22 protein-coding genes are annotated in these 21,169 nt (G+C 39.9%); 4 read left to right on the plus strand and 18 right to left on the minus strand.

Going from position 1 to position 21,169, the window contains the following annotated elements:
• Window positions 1-6: 6 nt before the first annotated feature.
• The 5 genes from PYS62_RS05765 to PYS62_RS05785 all read right to left on the minus strand — a co-directional run bounded on the left by PYS62_RS05765 (window position 7) and on the right by PYS62_RS05785 (window position 4,815).
• Window positions 7-1,380 carry an ABC transporter substrate-binding protein gene (locus PYS62_RS05765; RefSeq protein WP_066712967.1) on the minus strand — a complete coding sequence of 458 codons (1,374 nt, stop codon included), beginning with the start codon at window positions 1,378-1,380 and terminating at the stop codon, window positions 7-9.
• A 238-nt stretch (window positions 1,381-1,618) separates the two neighbouring features.
• Complete coding sequence (locus tag PYS62_RS05770) at window positions 1,619-2,530, minus strand: DMT family transporter (RefSeq protein WP_082714265.1); 912 nt, start codon at window positions 2,528-2,530, stop codon at window positions 1,619-1,621.
• A 58-nt stretch (window positions 2,531-2,588) separates the two neighbouring features.
• Window positions 2,589-3,278, minus strand: a complete 690-nt coding sequence (locus tag PYS62_RS05775) for a GntR family transcriptional regulator (RefSeq protein ID WP_315573758.1) — start codon at window positions 3,276-3,278, stop codon at window positions 2,589-2,591.
• A gap of 70 nt (window positions 3,279-3,348) precedes the next feature.
• Window positions 3,349-4,461 carry a sodium ion-translocating decarboxylase subunit beta gene (locus PYS62_RS05780; protein WP_066714651.1) on the minus strand — a complete coding sequence of 371 codons (1,113 nt, stop codon included), beginning with the start codon at window positions 4,459-4,461 and terminating at the stop codon, window positions 3,349-3,351.
• A gap of 12 nt (window positions 4,462-4,473) precedes the next feature.
• Complete coding sequence (locus PYS62_RS05785) at window positions 4,474-4,815, minus strand: biotin/lipoyl-containing protein (protein WP_066714653.1); 342 nt, start codon at window positions 4,813-4,815, stop codon at window positions 4,474-4,476.
• A 252-nt stretch (window positions 4,816-5,067) separates the two neighbouring features.
• Here PYS62_RS05785 and PYS62_RS05790 point away from each other — a divergent pair, with 252 nt between their 5' ends.
• Window positions 5,068-5,319, plus strand: coding sequence for a hypothetical protein (locus PYS62_RS05790; RefSeq protein ID WP_315574171.1), 252 nt, complete (start codon window positions 5,068-5,070; stop codon window positions 5,317-5,319).
• Between the two features lie 32 nt (window positions 5,320-5,351).
• On the opposite strand, the gene PYS62_RS05795 is transcribed toward PYS62_RS05790, so the two are convergent.
• From PYS62_RS05795 to citX, 7 genes are all read right to left on the minus strand, one after another.
• Entirely contained in the window at window positions 5,352-5,633 is a 282-nt protein-coding gene (locus PYS62_RS05795) for an OadG family protein (RefSeq protein WP_066714649.1), read from the minus strand.
• The gene (locus PYS62_RS05800) at window positions 5,633-7,078 is read right to left on the minus strand and encodes a pyruvate carboxylase subunit B (RefSeq protein ID WP_066714648.1); all 1,446 of its coding nucleotides are present in this window, start codon (window positions 7,076-7,078) and stop codon (window positions 5,633-5,635) included. Before PYS62_RS05800 ends, PYS62_RS05795 begins: the two co-directional genes overlap by 1 nt.
• Before the next feature lie 72 nt (window positions 7,079-7,150).
• A complete protein-coding gene (locus tag PYS62_RS05805; protein WP_066714646.1) occupies window positions 7,151-8,485 on the minus strand; it encodes a 2-hydroxycarboxylate transporter family protein in 1,335 nt (444 codons plus the stop codon).
• A gap of 34 nt (window positions 8,486-8,519) precedes the next feature.
• On the minus strand, window positions 8,520-10,064 hold the full coding sequence (gene citF / locus PYS62_RS05810) for a citrate lyase subunit alpha (RefSeq protein WP_066714644.1): 1,545 nt from the start codon (window positions 10,062-10,064) through the stop codon (window positions 8,520-8,522).
• Window positions 10,061-10,954 (minus strand): aldolase/citrate lyase family protein, encoded by an 894-nt coding sequence (locus PYS62_RS05815; RefSeq protein ID WP_066714640.1) that lies wholly within the window; start codon window positions 10,952-10,954, stop codon window positions 10,061-10,063. The genes citF and PYS62_RS05815 overlap by 4 nt, the downstream gene beginning before the upstream one ends.
• Complete coding sequence (gene citD, locus PYS62_RS05820; protein WP_066714637.1) at window positions 10,951-11,244, minus strand: citrate lyase acyl carrier protein; 294 nt, start codon at window positions 11,242-11,244, stop codon at window positions 10,951-10,953. Before citD ends, PYS62_RS05815 begins: the two co-directional genes overlap by 4 nt.
• A gap of 160 nt (window positions 11,245-11,404) precedes the next feature.
• A complete protein-coding gene (citX, locus tag PYS62_RS05825; RefSeq protein ID WP_066714636.1) occupies window positions 11,405-11,947 on the minus strand; it encodes a citrate lyase holo-[acyl-carrier protein] synthase in 543 nt (180 codons plus the stop codon).
• A gap of 64 nt (window positions 11,948-12,011) precedes the next feature.
• Here citX and PYS62_RS05830 point away from each other — a divergent pair, with 64 nt between their 5' ends.
• Window positions 12,012-12,854 (plus strand): triphosphoribosyl-dephospho-CoA synthase, encoded by an 843-nt coding sequence (locus tag PYS62_RS05830; RefSeq protein ID WP_066714633.1) that lies wholly within the window; start codon window positions 12,012-12,014, stop codon window positions 12,852-12,854.
• Between the two features lie 248 nt (window positions 12,855-13,102).
• On the opposite strand, the gene PYS62_RS05835 is transcribed toward PYS62_RS05830, so the two are convergent.
• Entirely contained in the window at window positions 13,103-13,666 is a 564-nt protein-coding gene (locus tag PYS62_RS05835) for a biotin transporter BioY (protein ID WP_066714631.1), read from the minus strand.
• A gap of 42 nt (window positions 13,667-13,708) precedes the next feature.
• Window positions 13,709-14,602 carry a biotin--[acetyl-CoA-carboxylase] ligase gene (locus PYS62_RS05840; protein ID WP_066714628.1) on the minus strand — a complete coding sequence of 298 codons (894 nt, stop codon included), beginning with the start codon at window positions 14,600-14,602 and terminating at the stop codon, window positions 13,709-13,711.
• A gap of 55 nt (window positions 14,603-14,657) precedes the next feature.
• Between PYS62_RS05840 and PYS62_RS05845 the strand changes: the two genes are divergently transcribed.
• Entirely contained in the window at window positions 14,658-15,713 is a 1,056-nt protein-coding gene (locus PYS62_RS05845) for a GNAT family N-acetyltransferase (RefSeq protein ID WP_066714626.1), read from the plus strand.
• Between the two features lie 297 nt (window positions 15,714-16,010).
• On the opposite strand, the gene PYS62_RS05850 is transcribed toward PYS62_RS05845, so the two are convergent.
• A complete protein-coding gene (locus PYS62_RS05850; RefSeq protein WP_066714624.1) occupies window positions 16,011-17,408 on the minus strand; it encodes a YfcC family protein in 1,398 nt (465 codons plus the stop codon).
• A 141-nt stretch (window positions 17,409-17,549) separates the two neighbouring features.
• Between PYS62_RS05850 and PYS62_RS05855 the strand changes: the two genes are divergently transcribed.
• Complete coding sequence (locus tag PYS62_RS05855; RefSeq protein ID WP_066714622.1) at window positions 17,550-18,722, plus strand: M20 family metallopeptidase; 1,173 nt, start codon at window positions 17,550-17,552, stop codon at window positions 18,720-18,722.
• A 166-nt stretch (window positions 18,723-18,888) separates the two neighbouring features.
• Here PYS62_RS05855 and PYS62_RS05860 read toward each other — a convergent pair whose 3' ends face one another.
• The 3 genes from PYS62_RS05860 to PYS62_RS05870 all read right to left on the minus strand — a co-directional run bounded on the left by PYS62_RS05860 (window position 18,889) and on the right by PYS62_RS05870 (window position 21,169).
• Entirely contained in the window at window positions 18,889-19,509 is a 621-nt protein-coding gene (locus PYS62_RS05860; RefSeq protein ID WP_066714620.1) for an NUDIX hydrolase N-terminal domain-containing protein, read from the minus strand.
• A gap of 121 nt (window positions 19,510-19,630) precedes the next feature.
• On the minus strand, window positions 19,631-20,236 hold the full coding sequence (locus PYS62_RS05865) for a phage antirepressor protein (protein WP_390086219.1): 606 nt from the start codon (window positions 20,234-20,236) through the stop codon (window positions 19,631-19,633).
• Window positions 20,237-20,512: 276 nt separating this feature from the next.
• The gene (locus tag PYS62_RS05870) at window positions 20,513-21,169 is read right to left on the minus strand and encodes an SWIM zinc finger family protein (RefSeq protein ID WP_066714618.1); all 657 of its coding nucleotides are present in this window, start codon (window positions 21,167-21,169) and stop codon (window positions 20,513-20,515) included.

Raw genomic sequence — 21,169 nt, forward strand, 5'->3', positions numbered from 1 at the left:
AACTAATTATTTACCCATAGCAAATTCAACTGTCTTCTGAGCTTCAGCTAATTCTGCATTTAGATCTTTACCATCAATAAAGTTATGTAAAGCAGTAGCAACGGCATCACGTGCTTCATAGTGATAAGCACCGATAACTGTATAAGGCACCTTAGTTGCAAAATCAGTTAAATCTTTGTAGATAGCCTGACCGCCAAAGAACTCTTGTGGTTTAGCGTAAATATCGCTCTTACCAGCTGGAATGTAAGTAGACAAAGCACCAGACTTAGGTAAAATTGTTTCATACAAGCTGACGCTTGAACCGAAAGTTGTCTTCAAGAAATCAAATGCTAATTCCTTGTTCTTGCTCTTGTCAATAACTACCCAGCTACTACCACCGTTGTTAGAATAGTTTGTAGCACTCTCAACGCCATCCAACTTAGGCATATTTGTGATAGCCCATTTACCTGATTGATCCTTAGCTGTTTGAACACTTGCCAAAATCCAGCAACCATTCAAAACACCGACTGTATTACCACCAGTCATGGAGCCAATGTACTGATCCCAGTCATTAACTTCGCCTAAGACACCAGACTTTTTCATATCCAAATAAATTTGGAAGACTTTCTTCATGATCTCGTTGTCTTTCAATGTAACATTGCCATCTTTATCAAACATAGAAGCGCCAGCTGATTGTAACATCATCATGACTGTATCATTCTCGCCTGCTATGTTTGTCAACAATGGTTTACCTGTCTTTTCGACAACTTTTTTACCAATCTCGATGAATTTGCTCCATGTAATATCTTTCATGTCATCGAGATTGTAGCCAGCTTGCTTCAACAAGTCTGTCCGATAAGCAGCAACAACTGTACCATTATCAAAAGGAACGCCTAAATGTTTACCATTGACAGTTGAATAACTAGCTTTTGCTTTAGCAAAGTCTTCAAATTTAACACCTGATTTCTCTAAATCAGCGAACAATTCAGGATAGTTAGCAGCATTCTTTTGGAAAGCCAAATCCTGCATCAAGAGAATATCTGGCAAAGTGGAATAATCTTTTGATGTAGCAGCTGTAATGATCTTAGTCTGAACATCCGGCCAAGGAGTTTCAACGATATTAAGTTTGAAATCAGGATGATCTTTCTGATAGATCTTCTCTGCTTCTTTCATGGCATAGATGTTAAAGTTAGGATCCCAACACCAAACTGTCAATGACTTACCGTCAGCTGGCTTAGCTTCATCAGTTTTTGTTTGCTTGGTTTCTGCCTTGCTTGCCTCAGTTTCAGTGTCTTTCGTTTTAGCTGATGGCTTAGCGTCATTCTTAGGCGCTGGTTTTTCACAAGCTGTTAAGAATAGTACAGCAGTAAGTGCCAAAGCGGCTATCTTGCGAAATTTCATAAATTACCCTCCTTGTAGCAAGTTAATACCTGCAGATAAATTGTAGCATAAAAGTTGCCCTCATTAAAATAATGCACTCATTAAACGCTGATATCTTCACATTGTTTGTGCATGTTTCACAAGTTGGAAATCAACATATATCAAAAAAGCTCCCTTGCAATTCACAAGATAGCTAGTTCACATAGCTAAAATAATTCCTAAAATTTTAGTTTATATTAATTTAAGCGCTTGAAATTAATCAGCTGCTCTCTGTCTGCTTACGACTGAAATACCACTTGAAAATAGCCGCACCTATGATAATCACATAGCCAATCAAGCTATACACATCTGGCAATTCGCCTAGGAAGACAAAGCCAAGCAAAGCTGCAAACAGAACTTGCGTATAGTCAAAGACAGAAATTTCTTTGGCAGGTGCATAAGTGTAAGCCTTAGTCACAAAGACTTGACCGATAACTCCTGAAAAGCCAGCCATTAATAAGCACAAAAATTGTCTTATACTCATTGGCTTGTACTGAACAAGTACAAACGGTGTCATTGCTAATACGGAAGATGCAGAAAAGCCGAAAATAATAAGTGGTCCCTTAACACCAGAAACGCCCAATTTACGGACAAATGTATAAGCAGAACCTGCACAAAAGCCTCCTACCAAGCCAATTAAAGCTGGCAAGCTGACTAGACCTTTAGTTGGTTTCACCACAAAAGCCGCACCAATCAAAGCCAGTAAGACGCTGAAAATAGCTAATTTATCCACTTTTTCTTGTAAGATGAAATAAGACATGATAATGGCAAAAAATGGTGACATCTTCTGCAACATGCTCGCATCGCCTAAATTAAGGTAATCAAGAACGAAGAAATTACAGATGATACCGATGGTACCAAAGAGGCATCTAAAGAACATTGTCCAACGATTTTCAGGCGCTAATTCAATTCTGCCACCTGCTTTTTTTAACATAATATAGGCGGCAATGCCAGCTATGATATTACGAAAAATTGCTTTCTGCATAACAGGCAAACTCCCTGCCTGCTTAACAAAAAAGGCCATTGCGGCAAAGCCGAGTGCTGATAATACGATGGACACTATGCCACGTTGATAATTATTCTTAGGTGAAGTTGAAATTTGCTTTTGTTTTAATGTTTCTGTCTTTTCCATAATTAAATGATAAAGCAGCCAAGCTAATTATTCAATGCAAGCAAAGCTGCACGCTGCATCAATTTTCATCAAATTGCCCCCTATCTGGCACAAAACTAATAATATATTCAGAAGCATGTTGTAAATGTTCCTTTACACGGCTATAAATCAAAGTATTATCACGACTACGCATCGCACTTACAATCGCCTGATGCTCACGCACAGCTAATTCACGGCGCTCAGAATTTTGTTCAAAAGACATTGTTCTAAAATGTTGCAAGTATTCCTGAATCCCATCCTGTAGCAATCTAAGCCTCGGCATAGCGCAGAATTGATTAATTCTGGCATTAAATTTGCTTGATAATTTGTAAAGCTGATGATAATCATTCGGATTATTTTGAATAGCGGCCAAAGCATCAGAATTAATCTTATCCAATTCAGCAAAATCAGCTTCTGTCATTTTGGCTGCCGCCTCACAAGCAGCTAATGATTCCAAAGCAATTCTGATTTTGAAAATTTCTTGAATATCTTCTTTCGTCACAACCTTGATGAAATAGCCCCAATTTTTGCTATAGTCAAGCAAGCCTTCATCATAAATAGCTTGCAAGGCACGGTGAACTGGCGTGCGCGACACAAACAAGTCATCAGCAATCTTCTTTTCATTCAGCCGCATACCAATCGGCCAAGCACCGCTAATAATCTTGCTTCTGATTTGGACATATATACTATCTGACAACAAATCATTTTTTTGTGTTGCTTTACGGTACATAGTGCCTCCCAAATAATCTTAATCTACATAATGTAACAAAAGGGGGTAGTTCAACCTAACCCCCTTTAGCTTAACAGAATAAGTTAAGAAGTAAACCAGCAGCAACGGCTGAACCAATTACGCCTGCCACGTTCGGACCCATAGCATGCATCAACAAGAAGTTGCTCGGATCTTCATTTTGACCGACTTTTTGCACAACACGTGCTGCCATTGGCACAGCTGAAACGCCAGCAGCACCGATCAATGGATTAATCTTGCCACCACTTAGTTTGCACATAATCTTGCCGAACAGCACACCACCTGCCGTACCAGCTGAGAAAGCAACGAAGCCCATTGCTACAATGCCCAAAGTTTGAGGTGTTAAAAATCTTTCAGCTGAAGCTGTAGCACCAACTGTTGTACCTAACAAAATTGTAACTGTATAAAGTATGGCATTAGTTGCAGTTTCAACCAAATGTGGAACAACGCCACTCTCTTTGATCAAGTTACCTAACATCAACATACCAATTAAAGGAGCTGCTGAAGGAACGAGCAAAGTTACAATGATTGTGACAGCAATTGGGAAAATGATTTTTTCGTTCTTGCTAACCTTTCTCAAACTACTCATATGAATGCATCTTTCAGCCTTAGTTGTTAAAGCTTTCATAATCGGTGGTTGAATAACAGGCACAAGTGCCATATACGAATAAGCGGCAATAGCAATAGCACCTAATAGATGTGGTGCTAAGCGTTGAGTTAGATAAAGAGCCGTCGGGCCATCAGCACCACCAATAATACCGATAGAAGCTGCTTCAGCCGGATTAAAGCCTAAGCAAAGTGCACCGATAAAGGCAATAACAATACCAAACTGAGCAGCTGCGCCCAAAAGCACGCTCTTTGGATTAGCAATCAGCGGACCAAAGTCAGTTGAAGCACCAACGCCTAAGAAAATCAAAGGAGGATAAATTCCGTATTTAACACCCATGTACAGCAAATTCAACAAGCCGCCTTCGTCCATCAACCCTGACAACGGCAAGTTAGCTAAAAGCATACCGAAGGCAATCGGTATTAACAAATATGGTTCATAACCACGTTTAAGTGCAAGATACAAGAAGAAGCAGGCCAAGCTGATCATCAAGATCTTACCCCAAGTTAAAGCATATAAACCACTTGAATATACAAAATCTAAAAGCATGTTAACCATAAAGCACACCTACTAAATCAAGCTGAAAAGCGGGGCATTAGTATCAACTTGCTGGCCTGTTTTGACAAATACACCTGTAATTTTCCCCTTACGTGGAGCTACAATTTCATTCTCCATTTTCATAGCTTCAATGATCAAAACTGGTTCGCCAGCGTCAACTGTGTCTCCTGCTTGTTTCAAGATTTTAAAGATGGAGCCTTGCAAAGGCGCATTAACCGTTTCACCTTCAGCGCTGGTTGGAGCAACACTAGCTTCAGAACTAGCTTGTTGGCCTGCTTCTTTCTCATTAGCATCTACTTCTTCCAACTCAACTAAATACTCTTTGTTATTTACTTTAACCTTATATGTCTTCATATTTGCATCCTCGTATTATTTAAATTGTAGTTTTTATAGACCCTCAGCAAGGTCTTATAATCTCTAACAGACGCTGTGGATTAGTATTTACCTCCTAACGCATAGACGTTTTAAGAAAGGCAATAACCACAGCCGTTTGTTTAAGCGGTAATTAGTTAGATAACGCATGACGTTTTATGTAGCACGAGGTTACGTGAGAACAAACAAGTCTGCGGGGCAATATAGTGTCTAATTTTTCACTGGAGGTCTGCTATGTTTTACGCAGGAATTGATGTAGCCATGGATAAACACGGCTGTGTTATCCTAGATGCTAATGGCAAGTGTTCCATTGAAGTATTTACCCTCAAGAACAGTCATGACGGGTTGCCTTTATTCCTCTGGCTTAAACCGCTACCTTTATACGACTTATTTGCCAAGCACCTCGTGGTGCTTATTTCGTTATGCAATTATCAAGGTTCTTTTATCCGATTTGCATTTCTGCATTTTCATGCTTTTTCTTCTTGACTTTTAATAGTTAGTCTTTCTTACCAGACAAATTAATTAATGCGTTTACAGCTGACAATCTGCACGTCTTTTTTTAGTTCCTGCTTGGCAACACAAGCTGCTGTCAACATAGCTACCATTTTTTCCTCTGCATCTGTGTGAGATGTAGCGGTTGGCAACGTAGGTTCTTGCTTCTCCGTCGTTTCAGGGCCCTTAACAATATACTTGAGAGAACCTAAAATTACGGCCAATAAATAAAGGATTAAGAAAACAATCAGCATGATAAAGAGCGAAACTAGAATACCGTGCCAGACTGTAAAATTATTCATATCCATTATGTTCTATCACTCCCTTCTGGCAAATATAGATTAAAGCTCGTCACTTTATTCGCTTCTGAAGCTTTAACGTCTTGATTGGCTTTTACTTGCGAAGTTTCGGCCGTACCATGTAAATAAGCAAGCACTTGTTTAGGGAAGACTATATAGCTAACTACTTCCTCTTCTGTCACCTCACGCCCTAATTTGGCCTTTAAGTCAGCCTCGGCATCATCAAAGGCTGTCGGAATTTCCTCAATTTTAGTTGGCGTAGCAGGTTTAACACCAGATAATATCTTGGTCTTAACTTCTTCATTCAAGCTAGAAGGAGCTTGACCATAGAAACCTTGGCAATAATCCTTAATCTCTTTTGGCGAAATTTTGTAGCGTTCTCCTAACAAGACGTTCAAAACAGCTTGCGTACCAACCATCTGAGACAGAGGTGTAACCAAAGGTGGATAACCTAAATCTTTACGCACATTAGGCACTTCTTGCAAAACTTCTTGCAAGCGATCAGCAGCATTTTGTTGTTCTAGTTGACTAATTAAATTAGTTAGCATGCCGCCTGGCACCTGATAAGTCAAAATCTTAGGATTTGGAATTAAAGCACGTGTCCGATAATCACCCTTTTTGATGTACTTATCAGCCAATTTGTCAGCTAATTCATAAGCGTCTGATAAAGCAGACAGATTGAGATTAACCTTTCTGTCAGTCAACTTAGCTATTTCGGTAATTGTTTCATCTGCTAAATGTGCCGTACCACCAGAAAATGGAGATATGCAGCCATCAACAATATCCACACCAGCCAACATAGCTTGTTCCATAACTAGAGAACTTGTGTTAGCTGTGGCATGCGTATGCAAATCTAACGGCAAGTCAGTCACCTTTCTTAAAGTACTGATCAACTCATAAGCATTCTTTGGTGTCAAAATTCCAGCCATATCCTTGATACAGATAGAATCAGCACCCATGTCTATATAAGTTTTAACTAATTTTGCGTAGTAATCATTGTTGTGGACAGGACTGACAGTATAAGCAATAGCTGCCTGCACCTCGGCCCCATATTTCTTAATAAATTTGAAAGCGTATTTAACGTTGTTCGGATCGTTCAAGGCATCGAAACAGCGAATGATATTCATGCCATTCTCTACAGCCAGTTTGATAAATCTCTCTAACGTATCATTGTCATAGTGCCGATAACCAACTAAGTTTTGGCCACGCAAAAGCATTGATAACGGAGTATTAGGGCAAGCTTTTTTGATAGCTCGCAAGTTGTCCCAAGCATTACTTTTCAAGAAACGAAAAGCCGAATCAAAAGTTGCACCACCCCAAACCTCCAGGGCATGGAAGCCAACTTTGTCGAGTTTGGTCAACAGAGCCAATATATCAGACATTTCCATACGGGTTGCAAGCAGAGACTGATTACCATCACGCACAGTAACGTCATTAATTAATAATTCTTTCATAGCACTCCCTTCATAAATAATAAATAAGGCTCAATAGCTGAACATGCAGCTACGAGCCGTAGACTAATTCATTTATAGCATAAATGCAAAACAAATTGAACCGATGATCAAGATGATAGCACCGCCTAAACGACTGGATAATTGAGCATAAGCCATCAATCCCATACGCTCAGCTGCACCTAAGACAGCCAAGTCACCTGAACCGCCACGATTAGCCATGCACAAGCCAGCTGTGACAGCTGTATCGATTGGATAGAAGCCAACCAAGTAACCAACTAAGGCTGAACCTAAGATAGCACCGATAACGACGAACAAAGGAATCAACAAGTTACCCCATGAGGTGATAGCGTCAACCAATTCACTGATGCTCAAATCAACACCAACACCAACCATGATGACCAAGGTCATGCAGCTTGAGAAGAAGCTTTGTAAACGCTTAGCACCCATACGGATATTTTCAGGAATAACACCAGTAGCTGCCAAAATAACAACCAATAAAATCATGCAAGCTAAAGCATGAATTTTAACTTGCTTACCGAAGATAAACTTCGTTACAACCGGCAAGATGTATTTGCTGATCAAAACACCGCCTGCATAGCTTGAGAAAGCGAGCATGAAACCAGCACCAATATCAGCAATACTTGGTACAACAGCTTCTTTCTTAGCAGATTCAGTTTTGGTGTCGCCACGCAACAATGTAAATTTATCGCCTGTCCAAGACTTCTTGTAGTTACCCACCTTATTAAGCAAAGCAGCAGCCAAGATAGCATAAATGTTTGCAATTGTCAGAATGATGACAGCAAAGTTGTAATATTCATCTTTACTTCTACCTGTCACACTCTCATACATTTGCGACAATGGCACTGCACCACCGCCATTACCACCGCCCATGATTGGAAGAACGTAGTGAGTAATAATTCTGTATGGACTTACGTTGAAGAATAAACCAGCAATCACACCAAAAAGCATGGCAACGCCTACACCACCTAAGATAGCTGGGAAATAGCCAACGAAGCTCTTCAACAAAGTCTTTCTATCCAAAGACAAAACAGAACCTGAAATTAAGATGATGATAAAGACAGTCAAGAAGCCACCTTTGCCAGTGAATAAGTCGATTGACTTCACATATTTTTCAGGAATAACTGCAAAATGGTTCAAAACAGCTGTACCTAAGAAAGCCAGCAAAATACCGCCGCCAATGTAACTATTCCAAATTGGGATTCGTTTGCCCAATTCATACAATGGGACACCGATTGCTAACATAATAACGATTGTAGAAGCCATGTCAGTTCCTAACAAACCTAAGAACATAGCTGCCCATACAACCACACAAGCAATAATTGTAATTGGCCAAGGCGCACCAAATAGTTTCACGCACTTTGAACCGTTAAGTTTTGTCTGATCCATAATTCCTCCAAAGAGTTTTTAATTAGGTTTAATATTATTTCTTCACTTGCCGAATAACATCAATGATTGTGCCATCACGATATTCTACGAGTGCAATCACTTTGTCTGTGTACTCGATCGGAGCTGGCTTACCACAAATTGATTCAGCAATATCTGCCAATTCTTCGATTGAACGAATTGGTAAATTACAAGCTTTTAATTGAGCCAAAATATCTGGGCGATTAGGATTAACAGCAATACCATAATCTGTAACCAAGACATCAACGCTCTCACCTGGTGTAGTTACTGAAGTAATTTCACGCTTAACAGTAGCTAAACGGCTACGCAAAAGTGGAGCTACGATAATTGTGCATTTAGCGCCAGCAGCTGTATCTGGATGGCCACCTGGTGCACCTTGAATCAAGCCATCTGAGCCTTGCACAACGTTGACATTGAAGTTCGTATCAATTTCCAAAGCGCCCAAAATAACGTAATCTAGATAGTTGACATATGCACCTTTATTCAAAGGATTTGCATATTCTGAGCAACTAATTTCATAGTGAGTTGGATCTGTATGCACCGATTGAACGGCTGGAATATCGAAAGCTTGGTCGTCCAACAAGGCACGAATATAGCCTTTGTGTAACATATCAACCATTGGCTCGGTAATACCACCCATGCCCCAGCCCATCTTGATACCAGCTTCATCCATATACTTTTGTAAGAATTGAGTAACGGCTAAGGAAGCGCCACCAGCACCTGTTTGGAAAGAGAAACCATCTTTGAACCATTCAGTTTTAGCCACAACTTCTGCGCAATATTCAGCCATCTTCAATTCACGTGGATCTTTCGTCATACGAATAGCGCCACTTGCGATCTTCTTAGGATCGCCAACTTGATCAACTTTGACAACATAATCAACATCGATACCCTTGATCGATGCTGGCATATTTACGCCCTCAACAATGTTATCTGTAATAACAACAACTTGGTTAGCATACTTAGCATCAACATCAGCGTAAGAAAGAACTCCGCACTCGCTATTGCCGCCTTTACCAGAAGCATTACCATAAATATCGGAACTAGCTGCACCGATGAAAGCAACATCGATTTTAACTTCGCCAGTTTCAATAGCACGAACACGACCGCCATGGCTACGAATCCAAGCTGGAGTTTTTAACCTACCCTCCGAAATAGCCTTACCAATTTCATCACGTACACCGCTAGATGAAATACCTGTAATAGTGCCATCTTCAATCATTGGCACTAATTCAGCATGTGCTTTACCCAAGCTAGAAGCGCAGATGAATAAGCTCTTAATACCTAATTCATGAATAACTTTCATCACTTGAACACAAACATAGTCACCATTTCTGAAGTGATGGTGGAAACTAATTGTCATACCGTCGTGTAAATGCAAAGCTTCAATTGTGGCTTTCAGACTTGGCATCACCTTGTTACGATTTGGCTTAACATAAGCCATGACTGTTGGTGCTGCTTTAGTATATTCGTAGTTTTCTCTATAATATTGGCCCTGAAAAGGCTCCAGACCAGTTTTTAATAACTCATCAGGTATCTCACGACCTACTTTATTCTTCATACTAAATCTCCCTCATACAATCCTGTTGCTTTTGCCAACTGTAAAGTACGTTCAGCGCCCTCTTTCATGGCAACATCAACCATCTTGCCATCAACGACCATAACACCGATACCCTTTGCTTTATTTTCGTTAAGAGCCAAAAGGATATGCTCAGCATGCTTGATTTCTTTTTCAGTTGGATTAAATACGGCATGAATGACAGCAATTTGTTTAGGATTGATAACAGACTTACCATCGAAGCCCATGTTACGAATTAACTCTGTCTCTTTGCGCAAACTCTCTAAGTCATCCAAATCAGTGTGGACTGTATCAAAGCACATAACGCCTGCGGCACGAGCTGCCAAAGCAATCTGGCCACGAGCGATGAACAATTCTTCACCAGTCTTTGTGTGTTTAGCATGCATAGTGCGTGTGAAGTCACCAGCAGACAACGCAATACCCATCATACGGGAACTTGCAGTTGCAATGTCATAAGCATTGATGATGCCTTTAGGCGACTCCAAAGCAGCCATCAAAAGGGTTTGGCCAACTGGCACTTCAAATTCTTTTTCAGCCTCAGCAATCAGTTTCTCAACTAACACAACATCTTCTTTTGATTCACAAACAGGAATACGGATACCATCGGCATGGCCAGCTACAGCAGCTCTAATATCCTCGTGGAAATAAGGGGTATCAACGCCATTAATACGTACCCAACGTTCTGTTTTACGGTAATCAAGATATTTCAGTGTATTGTAAAGCTGAATACGAGCAGAATCTTTCTCAGAAGTAGCAACAGCATCTTCCAAGTCGAGAATTACGCAATCTGGCTCATAGACATATGGATCTTTAACCAATGATGCCTTTTGACAATTCAAGAACATCATCGTACGACGAATTTCTCTTCTCATAGCTTCGTCCTCCATGGTAAATTCTCAGTCTGACCATTGGCGCGAAATACAGCTGTTTCCAATCTTGCTCTTAACGTGCAATCTAGGGCTCCACGGTCATTAATTTGTACCTTAGCTCCGTCGACATCCAAATTTTTTAACACTTCATATGCTGTTTTGCGAATTTGTTCGCCAAATTGAGCATATACAGAGCTGTCGATTTCAACTTCTAATGAATCTGCAGGTTCAACTGTGACCATGGCATCACTTGATTCCAAAGTCCCAGCAATCGCAGCTTGTAACAACTTCATGAGTTTTTGCCTCCCAGTTACTTTCTAATACCATAATTATATAAAAGAGTTGCTAAATTTTATTTAGATTAGGGAGCTTCTGCTTAAAAACGCATCAAAAAAACACTTTCTTTTATGCATTTCTGCCAAGAAGGTGCGCAGTTATTCATTAATTTGTGTTCTAGATCAAACCGTCTTTTCTTAAGGCGTTATCGATCCAAGCTTGCATTTCTTCAATCGAATGGCGCCTAGATCGCGCACAAACTTTCGCTTCTGCATCGCACAAGTAACAGCGCCTAGGTGGTAGATTTAAATCTTTACGCGTTAGCGTTTTTTGCTTGGTCAATACATCAACATCAAGCAAACGGCTGCTTGTTTTACGAGTCTCAATCGAAAGTGCTAACTCTTTCCAGGTTAGAGCTAAATCTCCACCTGCGATAATAATTTCAGGGCCAGTTAAAAGCTCAAGCTCTGAAAAAACAACCTTATATGTGAGTTCTTTGGCCTCTATAGCAGCCCAAAAAGGTTTTAGCAGCCGTTCAAAACAAGCTTTAATTTGGGTATTATTTTTAATTGGTCCAGGGATATTTAATTTGAGCGAAATTATAGTTGCCGTTGGCTCTTTTTGCCAATAATTGTAGTAAGTAAGCACACGTTGTTCACGGCGTTCAAGCATCTTTGCTAGCTCAACCTTGGCACCATCGGAAAATAAATTGCTTGTCATAAACTTGCTCCATATGTTAGATTACATAAATTAGTATATCTAGTATAGCAAAAGAGGTATCCACATGGCTTACAACTTATTTGTAGAAGCATTAGGGCACGCCCTAGAAGCTGAATTATCACGTGATTTAGCTTTTGGTTGTGTCAATATGCAAAGTCAGGGTTGTCATAAAGACATGGATTATCTGCTTTTTCTAAAATCTAACAAAGTGATTTGCACCGAGATAGCCGCCCTCCCCTTGAGTGCTGCTAGTTCTTTTAAAGCTTTGCGCCAAACTGGTTATGGCTGTGAATGTAGGCTCATGCAAGCAACTAACGGCATCAATACGCAAAAAGGCTTACTCTTTTTAACCCTCTTTCTCTGGCAAGCTTGGGTAACTAGCACACCTTGGGCCGCCCTTTTAGCCCACATTCAAACTTTTGCAAGTAATCTAAGGCTAGACTACATCAATATGGCCAAATCTCGTAGTTCTCGATCCAAATCAGCCGGCCTAAACGACATTCGTCAATTGCCCTTAACCGGCTTTCAATTCCTCTTGGATACAGTTGAACGTTATGCTACTTACAAATGGTCAGATTTGGAGCTGACTTTGTACCTCATAGCAAACGTCGACGACACAACAACTTATCATCGTGGAAATACGGTGGGCCAAAATACTAGTGCTGCCGATAGTTGTGGCAAGCTTGAAGTTAGTGCTGGCCTAAGGAAGTTAAGATACGTCCAAGAAACAGCTAAATCCATACTTAGCTCCGACAAAGCAGACTTACTAGAAAGGGCTAAGCAGCTAAATAAATTTTATCTTATGCATAATCTCTCATCTGGCGGTGTAGCTGACTTATTCAGCTTAATCAAATGTTTAGCTGAACTTAGGCCTAACTGGCCAAATAGTGGTGTTTGGCTGAATTAGGCTCTCCCAGTTGCCAGAGTAGTGCCATCTTAATGTCAATTCAAGCCTTATCAGTGTCATTGCAGTGCAAATTGCGCTTCATCAGTGCCAAGTAAAGACATATCAGTGTCATACTAGTGCCACATCAGTGCCATATTAGTGCCAAACCATAACACTACTTTCATCTAACGAAGCATAAAAAACAGCCTGTACAACAGACAGACTGTTTCGCACCTAAAACGCAAACTATTAAATTTAACTAACTTGAATTACTTTCTAAGCAATTTAAGTTCAGGCAAGCTGCGGTAGATATAAGCTGCCACCAATAACTTTATCGCATCGCCTGGAATAAACAGCAACATACCCACTTTTAAGATAGTGAAGAAGCTTAAATTTTTGCCCAAATAAACATTCAAAACATAGGCCATATACGGCAAACCAATCAGATACAAAACAACTTCTGCCACTACCAACAATAAAATGACTTGACCAAAAGCTAAATGCTTTTTCTGCCTTTGCGAGCTAACAAAGCTTGCTGCCACAATAAAAGCGATTAAGAAACCAAACGAAGGTGTAACAAAGACGCTGAATCCACTTGTCAAGAAACGCAAAAGCAAACACAGTGCCATCGACAAAGCAGAATAATATGGATTTAAATAAAAGCCACACAATAAAACAAAAAACGTCTGTAAGGTAATTGGCACTGGATACATAGGTATAGAAATGTAAGTTCCCAAGAATGTCAAAACGCCAAACAAGGCTGCTAAGACTAACTCAAAAGTCTTTTTAGAATTAGCTACGTTTCCATTCATAGCTGAATTATTATTTTGCATAAGTTATCTCCTCACAGTTGCAAATTGTGTCCTAGGACACAATCACCAGTTTACACCTTGCTTATCGTCAATAAGTAAACTTAGCTCACCAGAAGTGATTTTTAGCTGTTTTTCTCCCTGCAAAACTATTAATCCGCCGTCTTGATGGTCAACACCAATGAGCTTGACACTCGCACCATTTGAAAGTTGCACATGCTCATTTTTCGCTAACATATTTTCTTCATAAACAGCCATGAAATCAGCTGTACCTAACGTGTAAGCAAGCTGCCAATTGGCCAAATTTTGAAAAAACTCTTTAAGCACGTCTATCTGCAAAGGGCTGAGATAAGCATGTTCTCTAGACGTTACTGGCTCTTTATTTAGCTTTAAATTTCCAACTCGATTAGCAATTAAATCAGGTACTTCCACCCCAATTGGAGCCTGCCAATTAACCCCAACGCCACAAACCAAATAGCTCTTGTCTTTATCAGTGACACATTCTGTAATGATGCCAGCGACCTTCTTTTTTTGAAAATAAAGGTCATTCACCCACTTAATTTGGCAGCTACGTTTAACAATCGTAGCTAAACTTTGCTGCAAAGAAACAGCCAAAAGTGGTGTATAAAGCAAGCGATTTAAGTCTGCAACAAGTGGCAAAGTGAAAGTAAAATAAAGGCCACCTAAAGGCGAAAAGAAGCGCCGACCGAAACGGCCACGCCCCTTTGTCTGGCATCTTGCAATGATCAAATTGATTAATTGTGTATGTGCTAATTGTTTAGCCCTGAGCTGAGTTGAATCGATATTTTGCCAATATTCAAAATTAGCAGCTTCTAACTTAAAAGCATATTTTTCACTAACTAACGCTCCTTTTTTAGCTAAATTGGTCTGAATTTCAGCACTAAATTGCTGCAAAAGATTAGAATAATTTTGACAAATCTCAGGCAAAGTAATCTTCATAGCTTTACTCCTTATGCTATGATTATTTTACCATAAGGCCAAAGGAAGCTAATCTATGTCTGAATATCAAATTCGTCAAATACTAACAAATAGCCCTAAAGAAAAGGCTGAATTACAGGCTTTGTTGAACGAGGTGAACTTAAAGCTCGACAACAATATTGACTATATTTTGGGCCTCTATGCTGAAGATAACTTGATTGCCACAGCTGCTTGCTATGAAAATACACTCCGCTGTTTGGCAGTCCAATCCAAGCACCAAGGCGAGGGCTTACTCTCGAAGCTAGTTAGCGAAATTATCAGAAGACAATTTTTAGCAGGTTATAATCACATATTTGTTTACACTAAGCTGCAAAATCAAAAATTGTTAGAACAGCTAGGTTTTTATTTGATTGCCAAAACAGACAATATCGTTTTTCTCGAAAATAAATCTAACGGTTTTAGTAATTATTTAGAAAATTTGGCTAAAGAAAGCCATAACCTAGATGCTAATTCTAACGTCAATAAGGCTAATGCTAATAATGCAGCAATTGTGATGAACGCTAACCCTTTTACGAAAGGTCACCTCTACTTAATTAAGCAAGCAGCTAAACAAGTTGACACTCTCCACGTCTTTGTCGTAAGTGCTGAGCATAGTGTTTTCCCATTTCAAGTTAGGAAGATGTTAGTTAAGCAAGGTAGCGCCATGATCAAAAACATTGTTTATCATGACACAGGTTCCTATATGATTAGTACGGCCACCTTCCCCGCTTATTTCCAAGCTAGCGAAGATTTGGCAACTGAAAATCAAGCAGTACTTGAGGCGGTCATATTCAGTAAAATTGCTAAAGCATTAAATATCCAGACACGTTTTCTCGGAGAAGAACCAATCAGCCATACGACAGCTATCTACAATTCCGTTCTAAAAGCCGAACTAACAAAATACAATTTGAATTGTAATATCATTCAAAGAGCTGAAGCAGATGGCTCAATTATCAGTGCCTCGAAAGTCCGCCAGGCTATCAAAGTGAACGATTGGCAAACATTAAATTCAATGTTGCCAGAGAGTAGTCTAAAATTCTTAAAGAGCGAAAAGGCTTCTCAAATTATAGAACGCATCAAAGCAAGCAAATAATCATTTGGGCCTCCACATCTCGTAAAGCACCTGCAAAAAAGCTTGCACGAAGGAGCATAACTTCATCTAAAACTCACTTAAGCTTTGTCGCCTGCTCTTGGGCGCAGATTCAACTCAGACTTTTGCGCCCAACTTTGGCTCTGGCTTTTGCGTCTAGCTTTGATTTCGACTTTGGCGCCTAGCTTTGGCTCTTGTTTGGAGGCCCAGCTTTGACGCCTAGCTTTGACGCAAAAAAGAGCACAAGCTTGAAGTTGTGCTCTTAAATTTTGTCCGTATAATTTAATGTCAATTTGAACTTTAGACGTGATGGAAAACTGGTGCCAGGATAACGAATGCACAGGACAAGAGGAACCAGATTACGAATAGTTTCCAGAAGAACTTGACCCACTTTTCGAAAGGAATATTGGCAGCGCCCAAGATACCCATCAAAGCTGAAGAAGTTGGCACAATGTAGTTACCAAAGCCATCGCCCATGCAGAAAGCTGTGATAACAGCTTGTCTCGACATACCGATACTATCAGCAATTGGCAAGAACACTGGCATAACAACAGCAGCCTGACCAGAACCTGAGGTCAAGACTAAGTTGATCAAATAGTTACACGTCAACATTGAAACGCCTTGAATTGGCTTTGGCAAAACTGTAACTAAGTGTGTCAAGAACTCAATTGTTGTATCGATAATCAAGCCAGCTTTCATGATGTCACCGATTGAACGAGCAACACCAATGATCATGACAGCACCCATCATCTTCTTAACACCAGCTACGAAGTCGCTAGCAATTTCTGATGGTGTACTCTTAGCTAAAAAGCCATCAACAATAGCCAAAACTAAGAAAGCAGCGGCAATCTGAGCCATACCCCATTTCCATTTAGCACCACCGATAACAATTATCGTCATAGTTGCAAACAAGGTAATGATGATAAGCACTTTACGCCATGTTAATTGACCATACTCATCAAGTTTATTTTCGCCAAACACATTGTTGACCTTATCAATTTCATAAACAGGACTCAAGCTTGGATTAGCTTTAATCTTTTTCGCATAAACCATAATGTAGGCAATAGAAGAGATCATAAAGACAACAAAAATAGCAAAACGATAATCTAGACCAGAATATGGCGGCAAGCCTGCAATACTTTGGCTAAGTAACGTCGTGCTTGGTTGGAACATACCACTTGAGAAACCAACTGCACCACCTAACAAGATGATGGAAGCACCGACAAGTGAATCCAAGCCAAGTGAATAAGCAATCATTACTGTCATTGGTGTAAAGGCAATAAATGTATTAACACCAATTGTTGTGCACAAAGCACCAAACATAACGGTCAAAATTGGAATAATCCAAATGCCCTTGCCCTTTGCTTTTTCAAATACCTTACTTACAGTTGATTGGAAGGCACCGGATTTTGTAATGATTGAGAAAGCGGCACCAGAGAACATGATCATGAGCAAAAGATCCATATTCTTGATGAAGGCTTTACAAACAATCAAAGGTAAATCGACGATAGATACTGCGTGACTCTCTACGAAATGGAACGAACCAGCTTGAATTATCTTCTTACCAAGGTCATTCTTAACACGTACGTACTCACCTGCAGGTACCAACCAGGTCAAGGCCCAAATAATCAGGACCATACTGAACAAAATAACTAACGAGTGTGGTGCTTTTTTACCACTTTTAGTCTTATTTCCCATGATTTTAACCTCCAAAGGAAAATACGCGAACTGCACTTTGTGTAATTTGCTGAAAACTATGTTATCATGAAAAAAGTATAAATAAAAGCGTTTTTCACAATTTAACGTAAAAAAATTGCCTTATAGAAGGGAATTTGCACAATGGAAGACCAAAAATTATTTAACTGGATTGATCAGATTAAGCCTAGATACTTGGATATGGCAGATGAAATTTTCGATAATCCAGAATTAGGCAAACAAGAATTCAAGACCTCAAAATTATTGATTGATGACTTACGCGAGATGGGTTTTGACGTTGAAGTTGGTATCGCTGGCCTCGAAACTGCTTTCAAAGCTACTTACAGACGTGGCCAAGGCGGCCCTAACATTGGTTTCTTAATTGAAATGGATGCTTTGGAAGGTATCGGCCATGCTTGTGCTCACCACATGCAAGGTCCGTCTATCTTGATGGCAATGAGCGCTATTATCAACAACTTCGAAGGCGACAATTTCCAATTGACAGTTTACGGTACACCAGCTGAAGAAACAGCACATGGCAAGATCATCATGTTAAAAGAAGGTTACATGAAAGAACTCGATGTAGCTCTCATGATGCACGGTTCACCAACCACAACTGCTGATGTTAAGTCAATGGCTATGACCACAGCCTTTATCACATTCCATGGTAAAGCTTCACACGCTGCTATCAAGCCAGAAGAAGGCCGTTCAGCTTTGGATGCAATGGTCCTCTCCTTCACTGGTGTTGAGTTCTTGCGTGAGCATGTAAGAGAAGATACAAGAATGCACTATTCAATCCTCGAAGGCACTGGCGCAGCTAACGTTGTTCCAGCTAAGTGCAGAGCTAAGTTCTATGTTCGTTCTTATTCAAGAGAATACTTAAACGAGGTTGAAAAGCGTTTCGAAAACATCATTAAGGGCGCTGCTTTGATGACTGACACAACTTACGATTTCCAATGGGGTGATCGTTTGAACAACAAGATTCCTGTTTTGAAATTGAACGAAGTTTTGATGGAAAAGGCTGAAGAAGCTGGCGCACCTCAAATTTCAGGTCCACGTAAAAAGACTGGTTCAACTGACTTGTCCAATGTTATGTATGAAATTCCAGGTTCCTGCATCAGAGTAGCATTCGTGCCAGTTGGCACAGCTTCCCACTCACAAGCCTTCATTGATTGCGGTAAAACCAAAGAAGCTCATGTCGCAATTGAAATGGGTGCTAAAGTCTTGGCAGCTTCAGCTGTTAAGTTGATCGAAGAGCCAAATATCGTGGCTGAGATCAAAGCTGAATTTGCTGAAAACAAAGCAAAATTGAAATAATGAGAAACTGAATTGTGTTTTAACTTGAACTTGCTTTGAAGCTTAGCTTCTCTGGAGTAGTTGAAGTTATCGTAATAGCCCAACTGGCAATGTGCTGGTTGGGCTCTTTGTTTGTACTATGCAAGTATTCCCTAGAAGTTAGCTCTTCAATAAACTCAATATTTACTTACTCAAAACGAGTTACCCAATGAGGATCATGTAAAGCTTCAAAGCACATTAAAACTTGTTCAGCTGAACCTTTATCACTGCCAAGTTCTGGCAATTCATCGACTGAAAAATATCTGCTATCTATCGTTTCGGCATTTTTAGAAAAATGTCCTGCTTTTGGCTTGCACAGAAAGAAAACTTCTAAAACGCCGTAAGGGTAGGCTTTAGAACTATGCTTGCTTAAATCATGTAAAGCAATCACTTTTTCCACCTCTACATCAACTCCAGCTTCTTCTTTGGATTCCTTTATACAGTTATCTTTTACCGACAAATTCACCTCGCACCAACCACCTGGCATAGACCAACTACCGTCATTTTCTTGAACTAATAATATTTTTTGCTCCTTGAAAATTGCTGCACGAGTTGCAATTTTAGGTGTTTGGTAGCCAATTTCATTACAAAAAAGAGATTTAACCTTTTCTAAAGGCATGTCACTTTTCCAGGCCATCATTTCGGCAGAAATTTCTCGAAGCTCTTGATAACGCATTAGATCAAACTTGTCTTTACCATAGGTTAATCCAGCCTGCGCTAAGCTTTGTAATCTTTTAGCCCATTCTATTAAAATATCTCTCGTCTGCATAATATTTGTTCCTTATTGTTTTAATTCAGATAGTATAAACCAAGCTGGTGCAAGGAGAAAAGCAACGGTGCACATGACGTGCAGCATGTAAAACGTCTGCGAAATGAAGCGCAAAAACACCCTACTTACTAGCATTGCTGGCAATGTTGCCGCCTTTTTGGGCAACTTTTTTATTTTGCTCTAGGCTTTTTAGATTAGATGAATTAGTAATATCTTTGGTAGCTGTTTCGGCAAGCATATTCAGAATAAGTTCGGTTGTAGACATATTATCTCTGAGATTTTCTTTTTTGAGGCCTTGCAAGTTCTTATACTCTCTAGTTGTCATGCCCGACCCAGCTTTTGATATTTCATTCGTCAAAATTGCATATTCTCTACCTGCTTTTACGCCATGATTCTGCCATGTATCGGTCAATTCTTTTCTAACTTTAATTGCTTGAAGCCTTTGGTTAATCCATTCTCTTGTGTAACCTTTTTGGAGATAAGTTTGCAAGGATCGATCAATTGTGAGTTCTGGGTCTATGACTTCATCAATTCTTTCTTTGCCAACTTCAGCTAACCACATCTTAAAAGGTTCAGCTTGGGGAGAGGGTATAGATTGAATGATGCGGAAAATACCCTGTACGCCAGTAGCGTCTGTTTTGCGCATCTTGCCATCTGTAGCTTGCATTTTCAACGGCTTACAAATTGTAAGCCGTTCACTTTCTTCTGCTTTCAACCGCTTCTTCAATAGAGGCCCAGTACGTGCTAGCGCCTCTTTAACTTGTTTGATGAGTCAAAGTCCCAACAACATCTACTACCAAAAAATGCCATTTCTCTTTCTCTCTGTCACAAAAGGATACAAATATTGCTTTGGTAATCGGAGATAGATTGCTTCAATTAAAAGTAGCGTCAAAGGTAGGCTTGATGAGGATTTTAGATAGGAAGCGTAGTAAGGTTCAGCGTAGGAGCATCAATGAAAATGGCAAATAACGTATTTTCGCCTATACCTAGAACTATCTTTTACTTAAAGTTCGCCAAATATTTCATTAACGTCACTAGCTACAATTTGGCGCTCACTTGCTTTACTAGCATGTTCCAAATAAACATCTAGACGTTCATCAATTGTAGCTTGGACTAATTGGCCAATTTCCAAATTACGCAATTTAAAGAACAAGCTCGGATCTTCATCAAACACAACGCCTATACTATATAAAACCGCGCCAACGTGCTTACAAAGATAAGCCATATCCGGGCATGAACAATAAAAGCTTATCTCATCATCCGTAGGAAATAAGGGACAATCTCCCTTTAAAAATTGATCTGCCAAAGACTTAGGAAATGAACCAGTCAAAAGCTCCTCGACAGAACTAATTTGCTCATTAAATAGCTGCCTAATAACTTGCTTTTTGTAATCACTCAGCGGCTCAATATAAACTTGCACATTATATGGTCTTGGACGAGTGCCTTTAACTTTAGCAGTTACGAAATTAGGCTCAATTGCAAGCTCACGCACCTTGCCATTACGCAGATAGCTTCTAGCTCTAGGCAAACGGTTAGCATAATCAGAATAACTTGTGATTTTATCCTGCCAAGCCATGCCCCACCAGCTAGTTGTGATTTTCCTAGAACTTACAGAAATTGTAAACGTCTTCGATTCAGTCGTTTTCTTTTGTCTTGCCAT

The sequence above is a fragment of the Amygdalobacter nucleatus genome (genome assembly GCF_029167365.1).
Taxonomy (GTDB): Bacteria; Bacillota; Clostridia; order Saccharofermentanales; family Fastidiosipilaceae; genus Amygdalobacter; species Amygdalobacter nucleatus.

Coding starts and splice junctions, on each gene's coding strand:
- citD (WP_066714637.1), bottom strand. CDS start 11,244: ATGAAGTTGTTACAAGCTGCGATTGCTGGGACTTTGGAATCAAGTGAT.
- PYS62_RS05775 (WP_315573758.1), bottom strand. CDS start 3,278: ATGTACCGTAAAGCAACACAAAAAAATGATTTGTTGTCAGATAGTATA.
- PYS62_RS05815 (WP_066714640.1), bottom strand. CDS start 10,954: ATGAGAAGAGAAATTCGTCGTACGATGATGTTCTTGAATTGTCAAAAG.
- PYS62_RS05860 (WP_066714620.1), bottom strand. CDS start 19,509: ATGCAGACGAGAGATATTTTAATAGAATGGGCTAAAAGATTACAAAGC.
- PYS62_RS05795 (WP_066714649.1), bottom strand. CDS start 5,633: ATGGATATGAATAATTTTACAGTCTGGCACGGTATTCTAGTTTCGCTC.
- PYS62_RS05835 (WP_066714631.1), bottom strand. CDS start 13,666: ATGCAAAATAATAATTCAGCTATGAATGGAAACGTAGCTAATTCTAAA.
- PYS62_RS05855 (WP_066714622.1), top strand. CDS start 17,550: ATGGAAGACCAAAAATTATTTAACTGGATTGATCAGATTAAGCCTAGA.
- PYS62_RS05805 (WP_066714646.1), bottom strand. CDS start 8,485: ATGGATCAGACAAAACTTAACGGTTCAAAGTGCGTGAAACTATTTGGT.
- PYS62_RS05780 (WP_066714651.1), bottom strand. CDS start 4,461: ATGGTTAACATGCTTTTAGATTTTGTATATTCAAGTGGTTTATATGCT.
- PYS62_RS05785 (WP_066714653.1), bottom strand. CDS start 4,815: ATGAAGACATATAAGGTTAAAGTAAATAACAAAGAGTATTTAGTTGAG.
- PYS62_RS05850 (WP_066714624.1), bottom strand. CDS start 17,408: ATGGGAAATAAGACTAAAAGTGGTAAAAAAGCACCACACTCGTTAGTT.
- PYS62_RS05790 (WP_315574171.1), top strand. CDS start 5,068: ATGTTTTACGCAGGAATTGATGTAGCCATGGATAAACACGGCTGTGTT.
- PYS62_RS05770 (WP_082714265.1), bottom strand. CDS start 2,530: ATGGAAAAGACAGAAACATTAAAACAAAAGCAAATTTCAACTTCACCT.
- PYS62_RS05840 (WP_066714628.1), bottom strand. CDS start 14,602: ATGAAGATTACTTTGCCTGAGATTTGTCAAAATTATTCTAATCTTTTG.
- citX (WP_066714636.1), bottom strand. CDS start 11,947: ATGACAAGCAATTTATTTTCCGATGGTGCCAAGGTTGAGCTAGCAAAG.
- PYS62_RS05800 (WP_066714648.1), bottom strand. CDS start 7,078: ATGAAAGAATTATTAATTAATGACGTTACTGTGCGTGATGGTAATCAG.
- PYS62_RS05830 (WP_066714633.1), top strand. CDS start 12,012: ATGGCTTACAACTTATTTGTAGAAGCATTAGGGCACGCCCTAGAAGCT.
- PYS62_RS05870 (WP_066714618.1), bottom strand. CDS start 21,169: ATGGCAAGACAAAAGAAAACGACTGAATCGAAGACGTTTACAATTTCT.
- citF (WP_066714644.1), bottom strand. CDS start 10,064: ATGAAGAATAAAGTAGGTCGTGAGATACCTGATGAGTTATTAAAAACT.
- PYS62_RS05845 (WP_066714626.1), top strand. CDS start 14,658: ATGTCTGAATATCAAATTCGTCAAATACTAACAAATAGCCCTAAAGAA.
- PYS62_RS05765 (WP_066712967.1), bottom strand. CDS start 1,380: ATGAAATTTCGCAAGATAGCCGCTTTGGCACTTACTGCTGTACTATTC.